Source organism: Bacillus sp. FSL L8-0358 (assembly GCF_038593095.1).
Taxonomy (GTDB): domain Bacteria; phylum Bacillota; class Bacilli; order Bacillales; family Bacillaceae; genus Bacillus; species Bacillus subtilis.
Genome location: NZ_CP151962.1, coordinates 963,375 through 979,935, shown reverse-complemented (window position 1 = coordinate 979,935; position 16,561 = coordinate 963,375). Strand labels below are relative to the sequence as shown.

Sequence of the window (16,561 nt, the reverse complement as noted above, 5' to 3'; positions counted from 1 at the left end):
CGAATATCCTAAGTCTTACTCAAGAATAGCACAGAAAAAAACGCGAAAGCTAAGGTAAGTGTTTCCTATGAGAAACAGCAGCCTTCCGCTTCGAAAAGGAGCCATTTAACATGAACCAAAAAGGCAGAGGGCTTGAGATCCTCATCAATGAAAAACAGGACGGCCAATGGCTGTTTTCCGTACTCAAAACAGCGCTCAAAGCTTCTAAACCAGTGATACAAGACTGGATGTCCCATCAACAGATAAAGGTCAATCACGAATCCGTCTTAAACAATATGATTGTAAAAAAGGGAGACCGTGTGTTCATTGATCTTCAGGAAAGTGAAGCATCTTCGGTCATTCCGGAGTATGGCGAGCTTGATATTTTATATGAGGACAATCATATGCTCATCGTCAATAAACCCGCTGGCATCGCGACGCATCCGAATGAGGATGGGCAAACCGGCACACTGGCTAATTTGATCGCTTATCATTATCAGATAAATGGCGAAACATGTAAGGTGCGCCACGTCCATCGTCTTGATCAGGATACATCTGGCGCTATCGTTTTTGCCAAGCATCGTTTGGCACACGCCATCTTAGACCAGCAGTTAGAGAAAAAGACGCTGAAGCGTACGTATACCGCCATCGCTGAAGGTAAGCTACGGACGAAAAAAGGGACAATTAATTCACCAATCGGCAGAGACCGATCACACCCGACAAGACGCCGGGTTTCACCAGGCGGGCAAACAGCCGTCACTCATTTCAAGGTAATGGCCAGCAATGCGAAAGAACGGCTGTCGCTCGTTGAATTAGAGCTGGAAACAGGCAGAACACACCAAATCCGTGTTCATCTGGCGAGCCTCGGCCATCCGTTGACAGGAGACTCGCTTTACGGAGGCGGAAGCAAGCTGCTAAACAGGCAGGCACTGCACGCCAATAAAGTACAAGCGGTTCACCCGATAACAGACGAGCTCATAGTTGCTGAAGCCCCTTTCCCTGCTGATATGAAAAACCTTTGCCGCACATATTTTTCATGAAGAAAAGCCGCAGGCACTGCCTCGGCTTTTTAAGTCACTCGCTTTCCATATATAATATAGCGCTTCGGGGCATTTCCGACGTATGAAAACGGATAACAGGTCGTCAGAATCAGCTCTTCCTTTTCATGCTGGAGCGTGATAATAGATGTGTCATCCTTATCGACAATTTTTGTTTTTACAATTTCATATGTGAATTCTCCATATGACAGGAGAATGCGGAGCCGATCCCCCTTTTCCAGCTCTCCCGTCCGGCGAAACACGGTATCTCGATGCCCCGACAGCACAATTTGTCCGTTTTCATCAGGATAATAGCTGTCCTTGTAATGCCCGACACCTTTTTCTAAATCATCAGCATCGGTGCCCTCCACGATCGGAAGCTCTGCCTTGATTTTCGGTATTTCCAAAATGCCGCTCGCTTGGCCGGTCTCAGGCTTAAATGATGCTTTGTTCTTTGCTTGATCTGTGCTATTTTTCGTCCCCAAAGGTTCCTGCGGCTTTTCAGCCGCCAGTTTTGCTTCTTTTAATGTCTGTTCCGTTTTCATATTCGTATCGATCAATTTAAAGCCTCCATAGCCTGCGATCACTAGGCCGGCAGCAATGATGAATAGTGGAATAACTTTTTTCACGTTCTGGAGGCGCTCCTTTTTCTTCTGACATATAGATAAGTTCCTGACAATGTCACCGCCGCACCGATTACCATAAAGTTATAGTAGCCCGCTGACGTATCCGGAAGCGGATGATCAGACCCGCTTTCCGCAGTCTCGGTTTGTAACGGCAATGTGCTGATGCTATTAGCAGTATCAGCGGTTTTTGTGTTGTTGATTGGTATTTCATTGAATCTCGAAATGGCTGAAGGCGGCAGCTGATGAACCGGTGCTGTTCCCGGAGTTTCTTTTATATCAGGCAAATCTTCACCTGGCCTTGGATCCTCTTTAATCGGATCCTCCGTCCCCGGATCATCTCCAGGCTCTTCCGTAATCGGGTCTTCTGTTACAGGGTCTTCAATATCACTGACTTCAGCAAGCTTAATTCTTCCCTCTTTTGTATACGCAATTGGCTCATCAAAACTCTTCACGTACTCAACTGTCGCTTCCAAATCCTCAGGCCCTGTCACCGGATTTTTTCCCAGCAGTCCGATTGGCTGATATTTGGTTCCTGTCGCCGTCGCCATAAAGTTGTTGACGGTCAATGTATATGTGGCATCGGGCTGGATCTCGGTGCCATCTGCAGTTTTCAAATCAACTGCTTTTCCGGTTTCTTTATCCCACGTATACGTAAACCCGCTGATGCTGTAGTCAGGCCCAAAAACCGGTGAGATTTGAGCATTGATAATCTCTCTTAAATCTTTTCCTTTAATCTCAAGCTTCGTTAACACATTTCCAAACGGCTGAATATTGTAAAGATCTCCCCACGTAATCGGGCCCTTCTTCAGCGCTTCACGTATGCCGCCGCCATTCATAAGGGCAAAATCCGTTTTCATGGCAGCTTTCATACCATCCGCAATCAGGTTTCCAAGAGGTGTATCGCCGGCATTTGAATACCCCCCTTCCATATCAACAGCGGCTTCGCCGACTACCTCGCTGATAATCGGTTCCGCAATTGTTTCGTATTTCTTTAAAATGGCTGACGCGCTGACATCCGGTTCGATTTTACTTTGATCAACATATACGATTTCCGCGGACTTTTTGACAATGTCTTTTGTCGTTTTATCGATCTCTACATCAACGACACCTATCGCTTTTCCATATTCAAACGCTTGAACAATCAGTTTTCCATTCACTTCACCGTTAACAACCTTATGATTATGCGCGGCAAAAATCACGTCAATTTCAGAATCTGTTTTGTTTGCAAGATCAGCAGACTCACCGGAAATGGCGTTGCCGTTTTGTTCAGCTGACATATGTGCGAGAACCGCGATGGCCTTCACGCCTTTTTTCTTCAGCTCTTTGGCCGCCTTATTCACCGCTGTTGCTTCATCTGTAAACTCGATATTTTTTATTCCTTCAGGCATAACCATGCCAGCTGCCGACTGTGTGACAACCCCGATAAAAGCAACGGGTACGCCCTCCACATTTATGATGTCATAAGCCGGCAAAAAGGGCTCTCCAGTTGATTTCATTTTACAATTGGCACATACAAGGGGAAAGTTCTGTCCATCATATCCGCTTGTGCCTTTCGGATGATCACCGCCATTTAAGATCCTCAGCAGTTCATCCGTGCCTTCATCAAATTCGTGGTTTCCCACGGTTCCGACATCAAATCCGATGTCCTCCATCAGTTCTACAGTCGGTTCATCCTGAAGAAGAGAGGAAACTGGAGAGCTTCCGCCGATCATATCTCCAGCGTGCACAATCAGCGAGTTTTTCTTTTCAGCCTTTTTTTCTTTTAAATATGCGGCGGCATAATCCATGCGTCCAAACGTGCCGTCTGCAGTTCCATTTCCATCAAGATCAAGCTCATATTGCTGATCGATTTTGCCATGCAAATCATTCATGCTGAGAATTCTAAGCGGCACATGTTCTTGAGGTGCCGTTTGCCTTTTTTTATATCCCGCGCTCTCCGCTTCACTTGCTGAAGCGAAGAAAATTCTGTTTTCCACAGCTACCTTCTTCCAGTCAGCTGGCTGGACATATGTTTGATTCGACGAATCCCCTACATATCTTGTCAAGCCTTTCCCTTGCTCTCTGGCTCTGAATTCAAACGGCATTTCCATGAGCGGATCGTTTTCATTCCAGATTCCTTTTTGGCCTTTTTTTGCAGTGGCTACTGCGGCCTGAAACTGCTGATAATCCTCTTCATTGTCAACCGGCCAAATAAAATACGTCGGAGCATAGCCATTTTTCACAAGCTCTAAGTTCACGTTTGAACCTGATTCGGTTATGACTTGTCCGAGCAATCTGCCATAGCTGTCCTTGACTTCACTTCCGACCTTGACAGTAATTTTATCACCCGGGGACAGAACCGTTTTTAGATAGTCAGATGCTTTTTTGCCAAATCTTAATTGATTTTCATCTGCGTCATTTTTTGGCGTGTGATATGTTTCGGGTGTATCTACATTTACAAACCGGATTTTTGTTGTTCCAAGCACCGGAGATTTAAGATGAATGGTATCGCCGTCAACTACCCGGTCAACAATCCCTTCATATTCTCCCTCCGCAGACGGAGGTGCAGGCTGCTCTTCAAGCAGCTTCAGGTCAGCCGATTTTCGCGGAAGCAGCTGAAAGGTTTGGTACCTGCTTAACACACCGGTAAAGTCATACCATTTGCCCTCATCAAGCTCGTCTATCACCCCTGTTTCATTCATAACCCGGAGCGTTATTGCATGATGGTCGTCATCAATCATTGTTACATTGTAACCGCCGCCGGCAGGAGAACTTGGAATTGAGGAAACAAAAGCGGTTAGTTTCACAAGGCGTCCTTCATACTGATCACCTAGGCTGCCGTTAATGAGTTCATTGATTGTTAAGTGTTTGGGGGCGGGGAGGGATTGGTTTGACTGGTTGATTTTGATGCCTGATGAGCTTGGAACGATTTCTTTCAGCCCCTGGTAAGACGTGATTTTCCCTGTCACCGTGACATCCATACCCTCTTTTAATTCGGGAAATTGTTCAGGGGATGGCGAATAAATGTTAATGCCTCCGGTTTCATCTTGCAAAAAGGTCGACAGCTTCCCGCCTCCGATTGCGTTTTGATCAGCTGTAATGATCCCTTTTATCGTTACTTCTTCATTCAGCCTTCCCCGTGCTTCATTTATGGTCACTGGCTGTTCAGCCGGCGGAGTTTTCGTGTCATCGGTTACGTTCATCGACTGAACGTTTTTAAGTCCTGTCGCATTAAAGTAATTTTCAAGCTTTCCTTGAACCGTTATCTTTTTCCCAAGAAGAAGCGGATTGGTTTGCAGCCCAAATTGGCTTCTGAAAGCGGAGGGGATTTGCACAGGAAGGATGCGTTCGGGCGATGTCTCGTTTTTACGGTCTGCCAGCGCGACATTATAATCATTTGAAAAAGGGCTTGTCAGCTTATAATGCTGCGGGGAAACAGCCTGGCCGACTGCATATCCTTCGACAAGCGCCTGTCCTTCTTTTTGCTGTATTGCCTTCTCAATCGATATAGGCTGTTGCGGTTCAGCTGCCTTTACAGCTTCGAACGTGTACATTACATTTAAGAACATCAATGCCGTGATCAACACAATATGCAGAATACGCCTCATCATATTTCCTCCCTTAATATACACATAATGACAACGATTTTGTCTGCTTATCATTTCGACAGACAGCATATAATTCCTTTCAGGCTTCTGCATAATACACGGCAGACTGACACAAAATACAGCTGATCTGAAAAAAAAAGGAGGAATTCGGTTTGGATCAGTTCAATCAGCAGCAGCAATCCCAAATGAACAAAGGTATTCCTGGCAAACCGCATAAAAACCACGGCGGACATGAAATGTTTGATATGCATGAGGTGCTTTCCGGAACACTTACTGTGCTAGATCAGTTTATGATGCTAAGACAATTCTGTAAGGATCAAGAATTATTAAACATCCTTGATCGTCAACATCAATTCATCACATCTCAATACAATATAACTGCAGAATGCTTCAAAACAGGAAGCGAACCTTCACAAAAAACAGCAACTTATATGATGAAGGAAGACAACCAGACTGTTTACGGCATGCAGCCGTCACAGCCTAAAAAACCTGTTCAATCCATGAATGATATTGATGACAGCATCATCAGCCGACAAATGCTTTGCGCGATTAAAGCACAAGCTTCTATGCTGACGATGGCTTCTCTGGAAATGACAAATCCGGCCGTAAGACGCGTACTGTCTGCGCAAATTCAGGAGTATGTTGAAATGGCATTTGAAATTTTCCTATACCAAAACAAACACGGCTATTACCAGGTTCCTCAGCTTGATGCGCAGGATATGGAACAGCTGAGAAATTCATTCGCCCCTGCCCAAGGACAAATGCCTCCGACACAAGGCGGAATGGGCCAGCAAGGACTTCACTAATAACAAAGGCATTGGATAGATACTATCCAATGCCGCACTGTTTTTTTCAAATTTTTTCTTAAAATCTTTTTCAAATTGATCAAGACTTTCCTTTGTTGCTGATTTAAACCCTTTTTCAAAGTCCCCTTTTTTTGCTGTTTCCTTAATCATTTCTGAAATAACGTCTTTCCCGTATTTGTCCGTCAGCTCATCGATCATATAAAAGCTTTGCAAATAGACATCAGTGTTATATTCGGCTCTGGCTTCCTGCCAGTCTCGATCAGTCTGCAAACGGTCAAAGGGCACGACAGAAAACGTGATCGGATCTATGAGCAATTCATAGTTCGCAATCCACTCGCTTAACCCTTCATGAAACCATAACGGAAACTCATCGGGATCCGTCTCAAGCTCCTTCAATTTCTGGTGAAATGCATGGTGCGAGTATTCATGAATCAACAATCTCTGGTACAAATAAACCGCTACCTCGTCCCCTTCTAACAGTTTCTTTTTCTCTTCAGGCAACAATCCGATCAGCTGCTCCCGTTCAGAATAAAAACCAACTACATCCAATAAACCGGAGTAAGCCTCCATCTGTTTTTCATTAGGAAAAAAAATAATGTCAATAGGCTTTTGATTCGAATATCCAATCATAATCTGATTAATACTGACCGCATATTCAAGCGTTTCTTTCGTCAATGGCAGTAAGGACTTTTCCTTAGAAGTGTAATAAATATCGGCCTGTTTGAATGACTCTTTCTTCATGTGCTTCGTCACTTGTTCTTTTGTTATTCCAGATGCCTGACCTGGAAAAGACAGGATATACATCGCGCTTGATACGATGGCTGAGCTTACAGCCAGCATCACAAGGACTCCGCACAGGAATAGAGCGGATGCCGCACGCTTTCCTATGCCATCCCGCAAACGTCTCCCTCCCTGAGCCGGTCCGTCTTGTACCTTTTTATTTTTACTCTATGCAGCCTGAGTTCGCAGTGTGTCATTAACGCAAAGAAAAAGCCGCACAATTTGTGCGGCTTTTTTCATTTATTCAGCGTTAGGGAATACGCGCTGTACAGTTTGTGTAAATTCATCAAATAATCCGGCGATTGGGTCACCATTTTGAATACGCTTTCCATATCCTTGCATACGCTCTACAAAATCAGGGTTAGCTGAAACGTAAACATTATCAATGTTTTTGTCAGTAGATCTTACCTTTTTGGCTATTTTTTTCTTCAAATTGTCTTCTACTGCACCTTTATTTCCATTGGTTAAAACGACTGCAACGTAGGCTTGATTTCCAGCCACAATGATATCGGCATGCTTTACTTCTTTTAGGTCTGTTACTTTATCAGCTGCTTCATCAGCAACCTCAAGTTTTCGGTCGTTGTTATTATCGTCATTTACACGATTGTTATTGACATTATCATTAACATTGTTGTCAACGTTATCCCGATTGTTTACATTGCGCATATCGTCATTGGCCGGATTTCGATAATTTACGTTTCTTACATCATTATTATCACGTCTGCCCTCACCTTGGTCGGCCACACCGCAGCCAGTCATAAGCAAAGGGATAAGAAGCATAGACGCAAGGACTTGTTTTTTTCCAAACATGTGAATTCCTCCTTTATCACTTTACTTATAGGTTTTTCTAACTGGCTTTAATTATGCATGCAAATCTGGAGGAAATGCTTTCCCGGGAAATATAACGGTTAATTTGTCTAACGAGGGGGAAAATATGAATACACTGCAAAGGAGGGATCATGTTGTTCAACCAGCGAAGAGGAATCAGCCCCGCAGCATTGATCATAGGATCAACTATGCTTATTGCTGCATTATCACCTCAGATCCGCCAAAGAATCAGCGGGTTTATCACAGGACAAATGAACAGACGAAATTCAGAAAATAGCACGTTTGATGCTTCTAATGTAGGAAACATGGTCAAACAAGCATTTGGCGGCGGCAGCGGTGATAACCAAGACCGTTCGCAACATCAAAGCCAGCGGCAAAATGGCCGTCAGCACCAGCACGCAGGACTGCAGCAACCACAGAATCAGCATACACAGTCTCAAACTAGGCAAACTGAGACAGCCGCGAAAAAAAGACAGCCGCATTATGCTGAACCCATTCATTTTGAACAAAGCGCAATGAATGTCATGGACGACAACACGATGATGGAAATGCTGGAGGACTTAGAACCCGGCCGTTAAAAAAACGTGTAATCCTGTTGGATTGCATAAGGGCTCAAATAGTTAATTATATTGCCCTTTAAGGTGGTTTTTCCCTTTTAAATTTTCTATATTTCCCCGCCTGTTTTGGAGTGCAATTGATGAGCTAAAAAAATCCTTCTTTCGTTCAATGAGAACGTTTGAAGGATTTTTTTGTTTATGCTGCCACTCTATCCGAAGCAATCTTTATCGATTCATTATTAGCTCCCTCATCAAGCTGAAAAGGACAGAACACTATTCATTTTGTTTCTTGCTTCAACACTCAACATTTAGAATTTTCTCGAGCGTTGGAAAATACTGTTGACTATTCAGTTGAACTGTATTACATTATTATTAAGTTGAACTATATAGTCAAACTGAATAGAGGGTGCAGATATGAAACACAAATTATTACCGTTGTCTGAAACCATGCATTATATTTTATTAGCTCTCCGTGAGCCGCTCCATGGCTATGCCGTAATGCAGAAGATAGAAAAGATAAGTAAGGGTACTGTTATTTTAGCAGCGGGTACATTATACGGTGCAATTGAAAACTTGAATAAGCATGGTTGGATTGAACCTGTTGGAGAGTCAGGCCGGAGAAAAGTTTACATGATAACTGAAGAAGGAAGCGCCATTTTAAAAATGGAACAAAACAGGTTATTGCATATTTTATCCTTGTACGAAGGAAGTGAATCGAATGAAGAAATTTAAGATGTTTTTTGATATTGAAAAAGAGGAACAATGGCTGAACGAGCAATTACAGAAAGGCTATCGTTGTACAAATATTAGTGGATTAGGAATATACACTTTCGAAAAAACCGACAAGAGATATGTGATCCGACTGGATTACCAAGATATTTTACCAAAGAAAAAGTTCAAAGATTACAAAGGGATATATGAAGACTTCGGTTGGATTTATATAAATGGCCCCTGGCTTAGTGGAATTCGATATTGGCAAAAAGAAGATGATGGTCAAAATGAAATCTTCTCGGATCGCCAATCAAAGAGTAATTATTATAAAAGATTGATGAATTATTCTTCTGGTTTAGGTTTCATGTGTTTGTTTTTTTCTTATATGATCTATAAGGATTCAGGTTTATATTTAACTGAAGGTCTTTGGAGTATGAAAGGTGAATGGTTTTGGAAAGCATTTTTATTTGAAACTCCATTTGCTCTTTTGAGGTCGCTTCCCGCCCTTATGGTTGTTTTCTTTGCCACCAGTTTCTATAAAGTGTATCGAAAGTATTCAATGTTAATAGGAAAATAATGCGAAGAGGTTCATTATGAACTTTTTTAATTCAATGAAGCACGATTGAATTTGATTTGGATACTCATCTTCTAGCAGGAATCTTTTATGTGTGCCTCAGATAAGTTAGCGTCTTCCAAGATACCATGAATACTCGTTAAAAAAGCAATTTTCATTTCAATTAAATCAATCCATTGATCAGCAATGCCGGCTGATCTTCCCAAAAAAATAAGAAAAAGAAACCCATGAAACCTTTATATTACAAGGTCCATGGGTCTTATTAACGTGTAATCCCCTGTCGGATTACACGTTTTCATATGTTACGCTTCTTCAGCTTCAATCACTCTGGATTGATCATGAAATGCCCCTTGATCAATTTCCTTTGTGACCTTACTTGTAATAAGACCGGATGTCATGCTTCCGCTGACATTCAAAGCAGTACGCCCCATGTCGATTAACGGTTCAATTGAGATTAATAAACCGGCGAGCGCGACAGGCATGTTTAATGATGATAAAACAAGAAGCGCCGCGAATGTCGCTCCGCCGCCGACTCCGGCAACACCGAAGGAGCTGATGGCAACGACTGCGATAACAGTGATAATAAACACCGGGTCAAATGGATTTTGGCCGACAGTCGGAGCAATCATCATCGCCAGCATCGCAGGATAAATGCCGGCACATCCATTTTGGCCGATCGAAAGACCGAACGAACCGGCAAAGTTTGCGATTCCCTCCGGTACACCCATGCTTCTCTGTGTTTTAATATTCAGCGGTAAAGCACCTGCGCTAGACCTTGACGTAAATGCAAATACAAGTACAGGCACCGCTTTTTTCAAATAAATCACCGGATTCAAGCCGCTGAACGTCAGCAGCAGCAAATGAATGATAAACATAGTGATTAACGCGGCATATGAAGCAATCACGAACATGCCCAGTTTTAGAATACTGTCAAGATCACTCGTTGCAATTGTTTTTGTCATGATGGCCAGCACCCCATAAGGCGTCAGTCTCAAAATGAGTGTGACAACACGCATGACAATGGCATAAACGGCATCAACCAATTTTTTAAATGTTTCTGCCTGTTCCGGCTGTTTGTGTTTTACGCCGAGGAATGCCACTCCAAGAAAAGCGGCAAAAATAACGACAGCGATCGTTGAAGTCGGTCTAGCTCCCGTAAAATCTAAAAACGGGTTTCCAGGCAGCAGTTCAACAATCTGCTGCGGCAGCGTTTTCGCTGTCATATCCTCTGATTTCTGCTGAAGCTCCTGTCCCCGTGAAAGCTCTGTACTTCCTTGGTCAACCTGAATCGCCTGCAGATCAAATGAAAGCGCGGACGCGATACCGACAGCTGCAGCAACTGCTGTTGTTGCTACTAAAATCCCGATAATCAAACCGCTGATTTTCCCAAGATTTTTTGTCAGCTTCAGCTTTGTAAATGCACCGAGAATCGAAATAAAGACGAGCGGCATGACAACCATCTGAAGCAATTTGACATATCCGCCCCCGGCAATATTAAACCAGTCGGCTGTTTGAATGACTATATTTGAAGTCGGGCCGTAAATCAGCTGAAGCGCAAATCCGAATACAATCCCCAGCCCCAGCGCAGTAAATACACGTTTAGAGAAGGAAACATGTTTTTTCTGCATAACAAAGAGCCCTAAGATAAGTAAAAATAAAATAAATACATGTAATACAACCAGTAAAGTCTCCAAAGCAGGTAAACTCTCCCTTCAAATTTTCTCATTTACTATATTACACTAATTCCGATGGGTCAAGTGCGAATTATTTCAACTTATCAATTCAAGTAAAAAAACCTTATATAATGCCTTTTTTGTTCTTTTCTTTCCCTTCCATCTTTAGTACCTTATATAAGGGTGATAATATTTGCTGAAAGAACTGTTTGTAAATTTGACCATTTTAATCACATTTAATTATCTCTTCACCCACCTGTTTAAAGAAAGGCTAGTACATAAAAAAGACAGCATATCTTTTCAAGCTGTTAAAGGACTGGCCTGCGGTTTGCTCGGGGTTATTCTGATGGTTTTTGGATTTACCTATCAGCATTCAATTATTGATCTTCGAAATATCCCTATTATGATTGCCGCTCTTTATGGAGGCTGGGTTTCAACGGCAACGGCTCTGGCCATGATCACTGCAGGCCGCTTGCTGATTACGATGAACACATCTGCACTATACTCGGTTATTATCATTTGTATCGCTGCCATTCCGTCACTCATTGTTTCTAGAAGAAAAAAAGTTCAACTAAAACATGCTTTCTATCTTTTAATCATCACAAATAGCTTGATCTCCTTTTCCTTTTATTTTCTTATAGATTTACATTCATACGAACTTCATTTGTATTTTTGGATCATATCAATAGCGGGCGGCATGCTCAGTTTATATATTATTGATCATGAAACAAATGCACATCTTCTTTTTAAACAATATAAGTTTCAGGCGCACTTTGACTTTTTAACAGGCGTGTATAACCGAAGAAAGTTTGAAGAAACCACAAAAGCTCTGTATCAGCAGGCGGCCGATACCCCGCATTTTCAATTTGCACTGATTTATATGGATATCGATCATTTTAAGACCATCAATGACCAATATGGCCATCATGAAGGAGATCAGGTGCTCAAAGAGCTGGGGTTACGTCTGAAGCAGAGCATCCGAAATACTGATCCTGCCGCTCGGATCGGCGGTGAAGAATTTGCCGTGCTCCTGCCGAACTGTTCTCTTGATAAAGCAGCCCGGATCGCTGAACGGATCAGGAGCACTGTAAGTGATGCACCGATTGTATTAACAAACGGCGAAGAGCTTTCAGTTACGATATCACTAGGGGCCGCTCATTACCCCAATAATACGGAACAGCCAGGATCCTTGCCCATTCTTGCCGATCAAATGCTTTACAAAGCGAAAGAAACGGGACGGAACAGAGTGTGTTTTTCAGAAAAAAAAGAATGAATTCAATGTACGAATTCATTCTTCCAATCTGAAAGACGTTTCAAAGGCAGAAAAGCGGGAACAAGATCTCCCTGATATTCTTTTTCTATAAATGCCGCTGTATCATCAGCTTGATAAAGCTCAAGAATGGTTTGCAGCGCTTCCCGATCTTGATCCTCCGCTCTGACAACAATCAAATTCATCTCTTCCTCAGACATGAGTCCGCCGCTCTTTAGCGTATGCTTTTTCGGGTTCAGGCCCGCTTTTTTTGCTTCTGATGGTTTCATGACAAACACGTCGGCACCGCTCACTGCATCCTGTTGCCGGACAGCTTTTAATTTCAGGTGTCTCGGATTATCTTTAATCATATCAACTGAACCTGTTCCGTTAAATCCGTTTTTCAGCGTTAGCAAACCCGCTTCCTGGAGCACCGTAAGCGCCCTGCCAAAATCGAACGCTTTATCCGGAACAGAAACGACAGCTCCCCGCGGTATATCTCGGATTCGGTCATATCGTTTTGAATAAATGCCCACGGGCGTTATGTATGTCGTCCCGAGCGGTGCCAAATTAAGTTTGTATTTTTGAGTGAACGACTGAAAATATGAAATGGTTTGAAAGGCGTTGGCATCAATTTCTTTGTTAGCAAGTGCGATATCAGACTCCGCATAATCAGAAAAAGGGATCAGTTGAATATCCAGCCCAGCCTCTTCAGCCTTTTGAGCAATATAGTTCCATATTGCCCCGTCAGACTCAGCAATCCCGATTTTTATCGATTCATGTTCTGCAGACGGTGAACATGCAGTAAATGAAACGAGAAGAACAAGGGCGAAACTGCATATAAGCCACTTTTTCATTGTGACCATACTCCTATCTATGTATTAGAGCATGCAAGCAATATCAGACATAAAAATCATACGCTCTCTTAGTTGATAAACGTTGTCATTTGTAATATTGATTAACTTTTACCTTACTCATATCCAATAAGGTTGTCAATTCCTATTACCTATCTTCCCAAAATGAAGAATACTAAGGCAAACGTATGATCACATATCGAGAAAGCAGATGAATTTCCGCAAATAAATATCAAATTGAAAAATAAATATGGTATTTTCCGAAAAAAGTTTCAATAAGCAGTTGTTTTTTCTGAAGATTACTGGTAGAGTAAAGGTAATTATTTTTGTTCGAACTATCTTTAAGAAGAAAGTTTTGTAAGAGTTTTCGTCTTGAAAGTTTGTTAAGAGCAAGAATAGTGAATTTAAGCGTTATGATCGCTTTAGGAGGAAATTTCATGTTAGAAGGTAAAGTAAAATGGTTCAACTCTGAAAAAGGTTTCGGATTCATCGAAGTAGAAGGTCAAGACGATGTATTCGTTCATTTCTCTGCTATTCAAGGCGAAGGCTTCAAAACTTTAGAAGAAGGCCAAGCTGTTTCTTTTGAAATCGTTGAAGGAAACCGCGGACCACAAGCTGCTAACGTTACTAAAGAAGCGTAAGCATAAATTGATATGAAAAACTGCAGGTGCAAACCTGCAGTTTTTATTTTGACAAAAAAGCTGTTTTGCATAAGCAAAACAGCTTTCTTTATTAGTTTGCAATATCCCGCTTCATGAAGATTCCGAAAGCAAGCAACAGGAAGATGATAAAGTAGATCGCCAGCATGACGATAGAAAACGTCATAGTCATCCCTTTTATTAACGGTGTGCCATCCACATACTGAGTCAAGTCGACATTAGCAAACAATATATACTTTGCCCAGTCAAATTTCGCTGCAATAAATGCAGTTGCAGTCGTACCGGCAACCAACAAGAAGATGGAAAAACCAACCGCAAGAGAGCTGTTTCTGAATACCGCAGACAGCATAAACGCCATCGTCGCCACCATTAAAGCCGAGACGGATTCAGAAAGATACGTTGTGGCCAAATGCCCCATCATGTTTTGCTCAATGACATGGCCATCCTTATAGATTAAATGAATATTCGCGGCGGTTTCACCACCCGTCCCGAAGAAGATCAACCCTAATAAAGTAGAACCGATAAATAAAATCAACAGCAATAGGAGCCCAAACAGGAGAACCGTAATATATTTGGACAGCAAAATCTGAAAACGGCTGAGCGGCCGAATCATTAATAGCTTAATCGTTCCCCAATTAAATTCGTTCGCGACAATTCCGGCTGCGATGATAATGGTAAACAGTCCGGTAAGGATGGTAAAACCTGCTGAATCCGTTACAAAAGACCATGCCGTATAGCCTGTGTCACTAGGGATATTATGCTCTATGCGATAGTTGTTGAGTGTGATTGTTTCTTTATATCCATCTTTCAGTGAAGGATCTTCTTTGATTTCTTTCTTTAATTCGGCGTTTTGTGCTTGAAGTTCTTGTTTCCAATGAGAATTTGATTCACCAGCAGAAAAATGATTCGCCAAAAATGCAAATCCAACCATTGTCAGCCCCAGAATTCCGATCATCACCCATGTTCCGGCACGGCTGAAAATTTTGAGCCACTCATTATAAATCAAATTAAGCATGCTGAACCTCCTCTTTTGTTTCACCTGTCATTTCTAAGAAACGGTCCTCTAATGATTTTGTTATGACCTTGACCTCATAAATACGGATTTGCTGCATCACCAGCAATTCAATAACCGCAGGGACTTCCTCTTTAACCAGTTTGATTTCTACACCATTTGTCTTACTCACCAAATCGTACTGATTTAAAACAATAGCGGCTTCATTCGGCTGCTCAACCTGGAAGAAATATGTATCGTTCTCATCAATGTTTTCATCTTTTACATTTTGAATATCGATCAGCTTTCCTTTTTGCAGAATCGCAATTCGATCACACATCAGTTCCATCTCTGACAGCAGGTGGCTTGAAACGATGACAGCCATTCCTCTTTCTCGGGTCAGCTTCTTTAAATGATCCCTGATTTCTCTGATCCCCGCCGGATCAAGGCCGTTTGTCGGTTCATCCAAAATTAGCACTTTCGGATCGTGCAGAAGGCATTGTGCCAAGCCAAGACGCTGTCTCATCCCCAGAGAATATGTTTTCACCTTGTCGTGGATTCTGTCTGTTAAACCGACCAGTTCAACAACTTCATCAATTTTTTCCTTCGTGACACCCTTGACCATCCTTGCGTATTGCTGGAGGTTTTTATATCCGCTCAAAAATTTATACAGCTCGGGATTCTCAACGATCGCTCCAATATGCTTAATCGCCTTGGCATATTCTTTCGTAATTGATTGGCCGCAAATGAGGACATCACCTTTCGACAGCTTCATTAACCCCACCATCATCCGGATGGTTGTCGTTTTCCCCGCTCCGTTTGGTCCCAAAAAACCGAATACCTCGCCTTCACGAATCGTAAAACTGAGATCATCAATGATCGTTCGGCCTCTGATGTTTTTAGTCACGTTTTTCAATTCCAACACTGTTTTCATCATATTCCTCCTCTTTCTAGCAAACTTCTATTTTTGATTTAAACCATTGCAAAACAGACATGCCTTCCTGTTCACGAATATCTTCTACTTCACGCTGCGCAACTTTTTCTCCATTGGCGAGGATGATTACTTCGTCTAACAAAGTCTCAATTTCATCAATTTCATGTGTCGCAATCACGACAATCTGCTGCTCAAAATCAATGTACGACACAAGGCTGTTTACGATGGAATCCCTGACCATCGGATCAAGCCCGGAAAAAGGTTCATCAAGCAAGATGACGTCTGCCCGTCTCGCTAAAGCAAGAACGATTTTCAGCCGGCCCCGATTTCCTTTTGATAGCTTTTTGATCTTTTTTTCCGGATTCAGCTGCATCTCATTCAATAGCTTATAAGCCTGTTCTGTTTGAAAATCAGTAAACTGCGACTGATAAAAATTCACCATATCTTTAACAGTGAAATGCGGATAAAACATATCAAGCTCAGTAAGATAAGCCGTTTGACGCACCATTTCTCTCGTAACCTGCTCTTCATCAACTTTCACAAATCCTGAAGTCGGAAACAGAAGGCCAGCCATCATTTTCAGGGTCGTTGACTTGCCGCTGCCGTTCGGTCCGATCAGGCCATAAATCCGTCCGGATGATAGGGTGATTGACACATCATTGACGGCCGTATGGCGGCCGTATTTTTTTGATACATGTTCTAGCTTGATTTCCATT

General features: G+C 42.4%; 16 protein-coding genes and 1 pseudogene. 7 read left to right on the top strand and 10 right to left on the bottom strand.

Annotation, left to right across the window (positions count from 1 at the left end; translation table 11 throughout):
• The first annotated feature begins 110 nt into the window (after positions 1 to 110).
• On the top strand, positions 111 to 1,019 hold the full coding sequence (locus NYE49_RS05075) for an RluA family pseudouridine synthase (protein WP_003233404.1): 909 nt from the start codon (positions 111 to 113) through the stop codon (positions 1,017 to 1,019).
• Between the two features lie 29 nt (positions 1,020 to 1,048).
• Here the strand turns inward: NYE49_RS05075 and srtA are convergent, their stop codons facing one another.
• Together srtA and yhcR are read right to left on the bottom strand one after the other, a co-directional pair.
• The gene (gene srtA, locus NYE49_RS05070) at positions 1,049 to 1,645 is read right to left on the bottom strand and encodes a sortase SrtA (RefSeq protein WP_047182337.1); all 597 of its coding nucleotides are present in this window, start codon (positions 1,643 to 1,645) and stop codon (positions 1,049 to 1,051) included.
• Positions 1,642 to 5,298 carry an endonuclease YhcR gene (gene yhcR, locus NYE49_RS05065; protein WP_080344176.1) on the bottom strand — a complete coding sequence of 1,219 codons (3,657 nt, stop codon included), beginning with the start codon at positions 5,296 to 5,298 and terminating at the stop codon, positions 1,642 to 1,644. The genes srtA and yhcR overlap by 4 nt, the downstream gene beginning before the upstream one ends.
• 83 nt (positions 5,299 to 5,381) lie before the next feature.
• Here yhcR and NYE49_RS05060 point away from each other — a divergent pair, with 83 nt between their 5' ends.
• Positions 5,382 to 6,035 carry a spore coat protein gene (locus NYE49_RS05060; RefSeq protein ID WP_009966881.1) on the top strand — a complete coding sequence of 218 codons (654 nt, stop codon included), beginning with the start codon at positions 5,382 to 5,384 and terminating at the stop codon, positions 6,033 to 6,035.
• Here the strand turns inward: NYE49_RS05060 and NYE49_RS05055 are convergent.
• A complete protein-coding gene (locus NYE49_RS05055) occupies positions 5,967 to 6,935 on the bottom strand; it encodes a hypothetical protein (protein ID WP_047182335.1) in 969 nt (322 codons plus the stop codon). The genes NYE49_RS05060 and NYE49_RS05055 overlap by 69 nt on opposite strands.
• Before the next feature lie 120 nt (positions 6,936 to 7,055).
• Positions 7,056 to 7,625, bottom strand: a complete 570-nt coding sequence (locus tag NYE49_RS05050) for a YhcN/YlaJ family sporulation lipoprotein (protein ID WP_015383188.1) — start codon at positions 7,623 to 7,625, stop codon at positions 7,056 to 7,058.
• A gap of 149 nt (positions 7,626 to 7,774) precedes the next feature.
• Between NYE49_RS05050 and NYE49_RS05045 the strand changes: the two genes are divergently transcribed.
• From NYE49_RS05045 to NYE49_RS05035, 3 genes are all read left to right on the top strand, one after another.
• The gene (locus tag NYE49_RS05045; protein ID WP_047182334.1) at positions 7,775 to 8,221 is read left to right on the top strand and encodes a hypothetical protein; all 447 of its coding nucleotides are present in this window, start codon (positions 7,775 to 7,777) and stop codon (positions 8,219 to 8,221) included.
• A 393-nt stretch (positions 8,222 to 8,614) separates the two neighbouring features.
• On the top strand, positions 8,615 to 8,932 hold the full coding sequence (locus tag NYE49_RS05040; RefSeq protein WP_047182333.1) for a helix-turn-helix transcriptional regulator: 318 nt from the start codon (positions 8,615 to 8,617) through the stop codon (positions 8,930 to 8,932).
• Complete coding sequence (locus NYE49_RS05035) at positions 8,919 to 9,488, top strand: DUF2812 domain-containing protein (protein WP_047182332.1); 570 nt, start codon at positions 8,919 to 8,921, stop codon at positions 9,486 to 9,488. Before NYE49_RS05040 ends, NYE49_RS05035 begins: the two co-directional genes overlap by 14 nt.
• Before the next feature lie 80 nt (positions 9,489 to 9,568).
• Here the strand turns inward: NYE49_RS05035 and NYE49_RS05030 are convergent.
• A pseudogene (locus NYE49_RS05030) lies at positions 9,569 to 9,679 on the bottom strand (hypothetical protein); the annotation flags it as partial.
• 108 nt (positions 9,680 to 9,787) lie between these two features.
• Positions 9,788 to 11,179, bottom strand: coding sequence for an L-cystine transporter TcyP (gene tcyP / locus NYE49_RS05025; RefSeq protein ID WP_003244685.1), 1,392 nt, complete (start codon positions 11,177 to 11,179; stop codon positions 9,788 to 9,790).
• A gap of 172 nt (positions 11,180 to 11,351) precedes the next feature.
• On the opposite strand from tcyP, the gene dgcK reads away from it, so the two are divergent.
• The gene (gene dgcK / locus NYE49_RS05020; protein ID WP_015383186.1) at positions 11,352 to 12,431 is read left to right on the top strand and encodes a diguanylate cyclase DgcK; all 1,080 of its coding nucleotides are present in this window, start codon (positions 11,352 to 11,354) and stop codon (positions 12,429 to 12,431) included.
• A gap of 2 nt (positions 12,432 to 12,433) precedes the next feature.
• Here dgcK and NYE49_RS05015 read toward each other — a convergent pair whose 3' ends face one another.
• A complete protein-coding gene (locus NYE49_RS05015; protein WP_015482994.1) occupies positions 12,434 to 13,264 on the bottom strand; it encodes a MetQ/NlpA family ABC transporter substrate-binding protein in 831 nt (276 codons plus the stop codon).
• A 434-nt stretch (positions 13,265 to 13,698) separates the two neighbouring features.
• Here NYE49_RS05015 and cspB point away from each other — a divergent pair, with 434 nt between their 5' ends.
• Positions 13,699 to 13,902, top strand: a complete 204-nt coding sequence (gene cspB / locus NYE49_RS05010) for a cold shock-like protein CspB (protein WP_003224086.1) — start codon at positions 13,699 to 13,701, stop codon at positions 13,900 to 13,902.
• 91 nt (positions 13,903 to 13,993) lie between these two features.
• Here the strand turns inward: cspB and NYE49_RS05005 are convergent, their stop codons facing one another.
• From NYE49_RS05005 to NYE49_RS04995, 3 genes are read right to left on the bottom strand one after another with little or no spacing between them, the layout of a single operon-like run.
• Complete coding sequence (locus tag NYE49_RS05005; RefSeq protein WP_174616653.1) at positions 13,994 to 14,935, bottom strand: ABC transporter permease; 942 nt, start codon at positions 14,933 to 14,935, stop codon at positions 13,994 to 13,996.
• Entirely contained in the window at positions 14,928 to 15,845 is a 918-nt protein-coding gene (locus NYE49_RS05000) for an ABC transporter ATP-binding protein (protein WP_174616678.1), read from the bottom strand. The genes NYE49_RS05005 and NYE49_RS05000 overlap by 8 nt, the downstream gene beginning before the upstream one ends.
• A gap of 16 nt (positions 15,846 to 15,861) precedes the next feature.
• Positions 15,862 to 16,560 carry an ABC transporter ATP-binding protein gene (locus tag NYE49_RS04995; RefSeq protein ID WP_174616654.1) on the bottom strand — a complete coding sequence of 233 codons (699 nt, stop codon included), beginning with the start codon at positions 16,558 to 16,560 and terminating at the stop codon, positions 15,862 to 15,864.
• Between the last annotated feature and the right edge of the window lies 1 nt (position 16,561).

Coding starts and splice junctions, on each gene's coding strand:
- yhcR (WP_080344176.1), bottom strand. CDS start 5,298: ATGCTGTCTGTCGAAATGATAAGCAGACAAAATCGTTGTCATTATGTG.
- cspB (WP_003224086.1), top strand. CDS start 13,699: ATGTTAGAAGGTAAAGTAAAATGGTTCAACTCTGAAAAAGGTTTCGGA.
- NYE49_RS04995 (WP_174616654.1), bottom strand. CDS start 16,560: ATGGAAATCAAGCTAGAACATGTATCAAAAAAATACGGCCGCCATACG.
- NYE49_RS05045 (WP_047182334.1), top strand. CDS start 7,775: ATGTTGTTCAACCAGCGAAGAGGAATCAGCCCCGCAGCATTGATCATA.
- NYE49_RS05015 (WP_015482994.1), bottom strand. CDS start 13,264: ATGAAAAAGTGGCTTATATGCAGTTTCGCCCTTGTTCTTCTCGTTTCA.
- NYE49_RS05005 (WP_174616653.1), bottom strand. CDS start 14,935: ATGCTTAATTTGATTTATAATGAGTGGCTCAAAATTTTCAGCCGTGCC.
- NYE49_RS05040 (WP_047182333.1), top strand. CDS start 8,615: ATGAAACACAAATTATTACCGTTGTCTGAAACCATGCATTATATTTTA.
- NYE49_RS05035 (WP_047182332.1), top strand. CDS start 8,919: ATGAAGAAATTTAAGATGTTTTTTGATATTGAAAAAGAGGAACAATGG.
- NYE49_RS05050 (WP_015383188.1), bottom strand. CDS start 7,625: ATGTTTGGAAAAAAACAAGTCCTTGCGTCTATGCTTCTTATCCCTTTG.
- NYE49_RS05000 (WP_174616678.1), bottom strand. CDS start 15,845: ATGAAAACAGTGTTGGAATTGAAAAACGTGACTAAAAACATCAGAGGC.
- NYE49_RS05075 (WP_003233404.1), top strand. CDS start 111: ATGAACCAAAAAGGCAGAGGGCTTGAGATCCTCATCAATGAAAAACAG.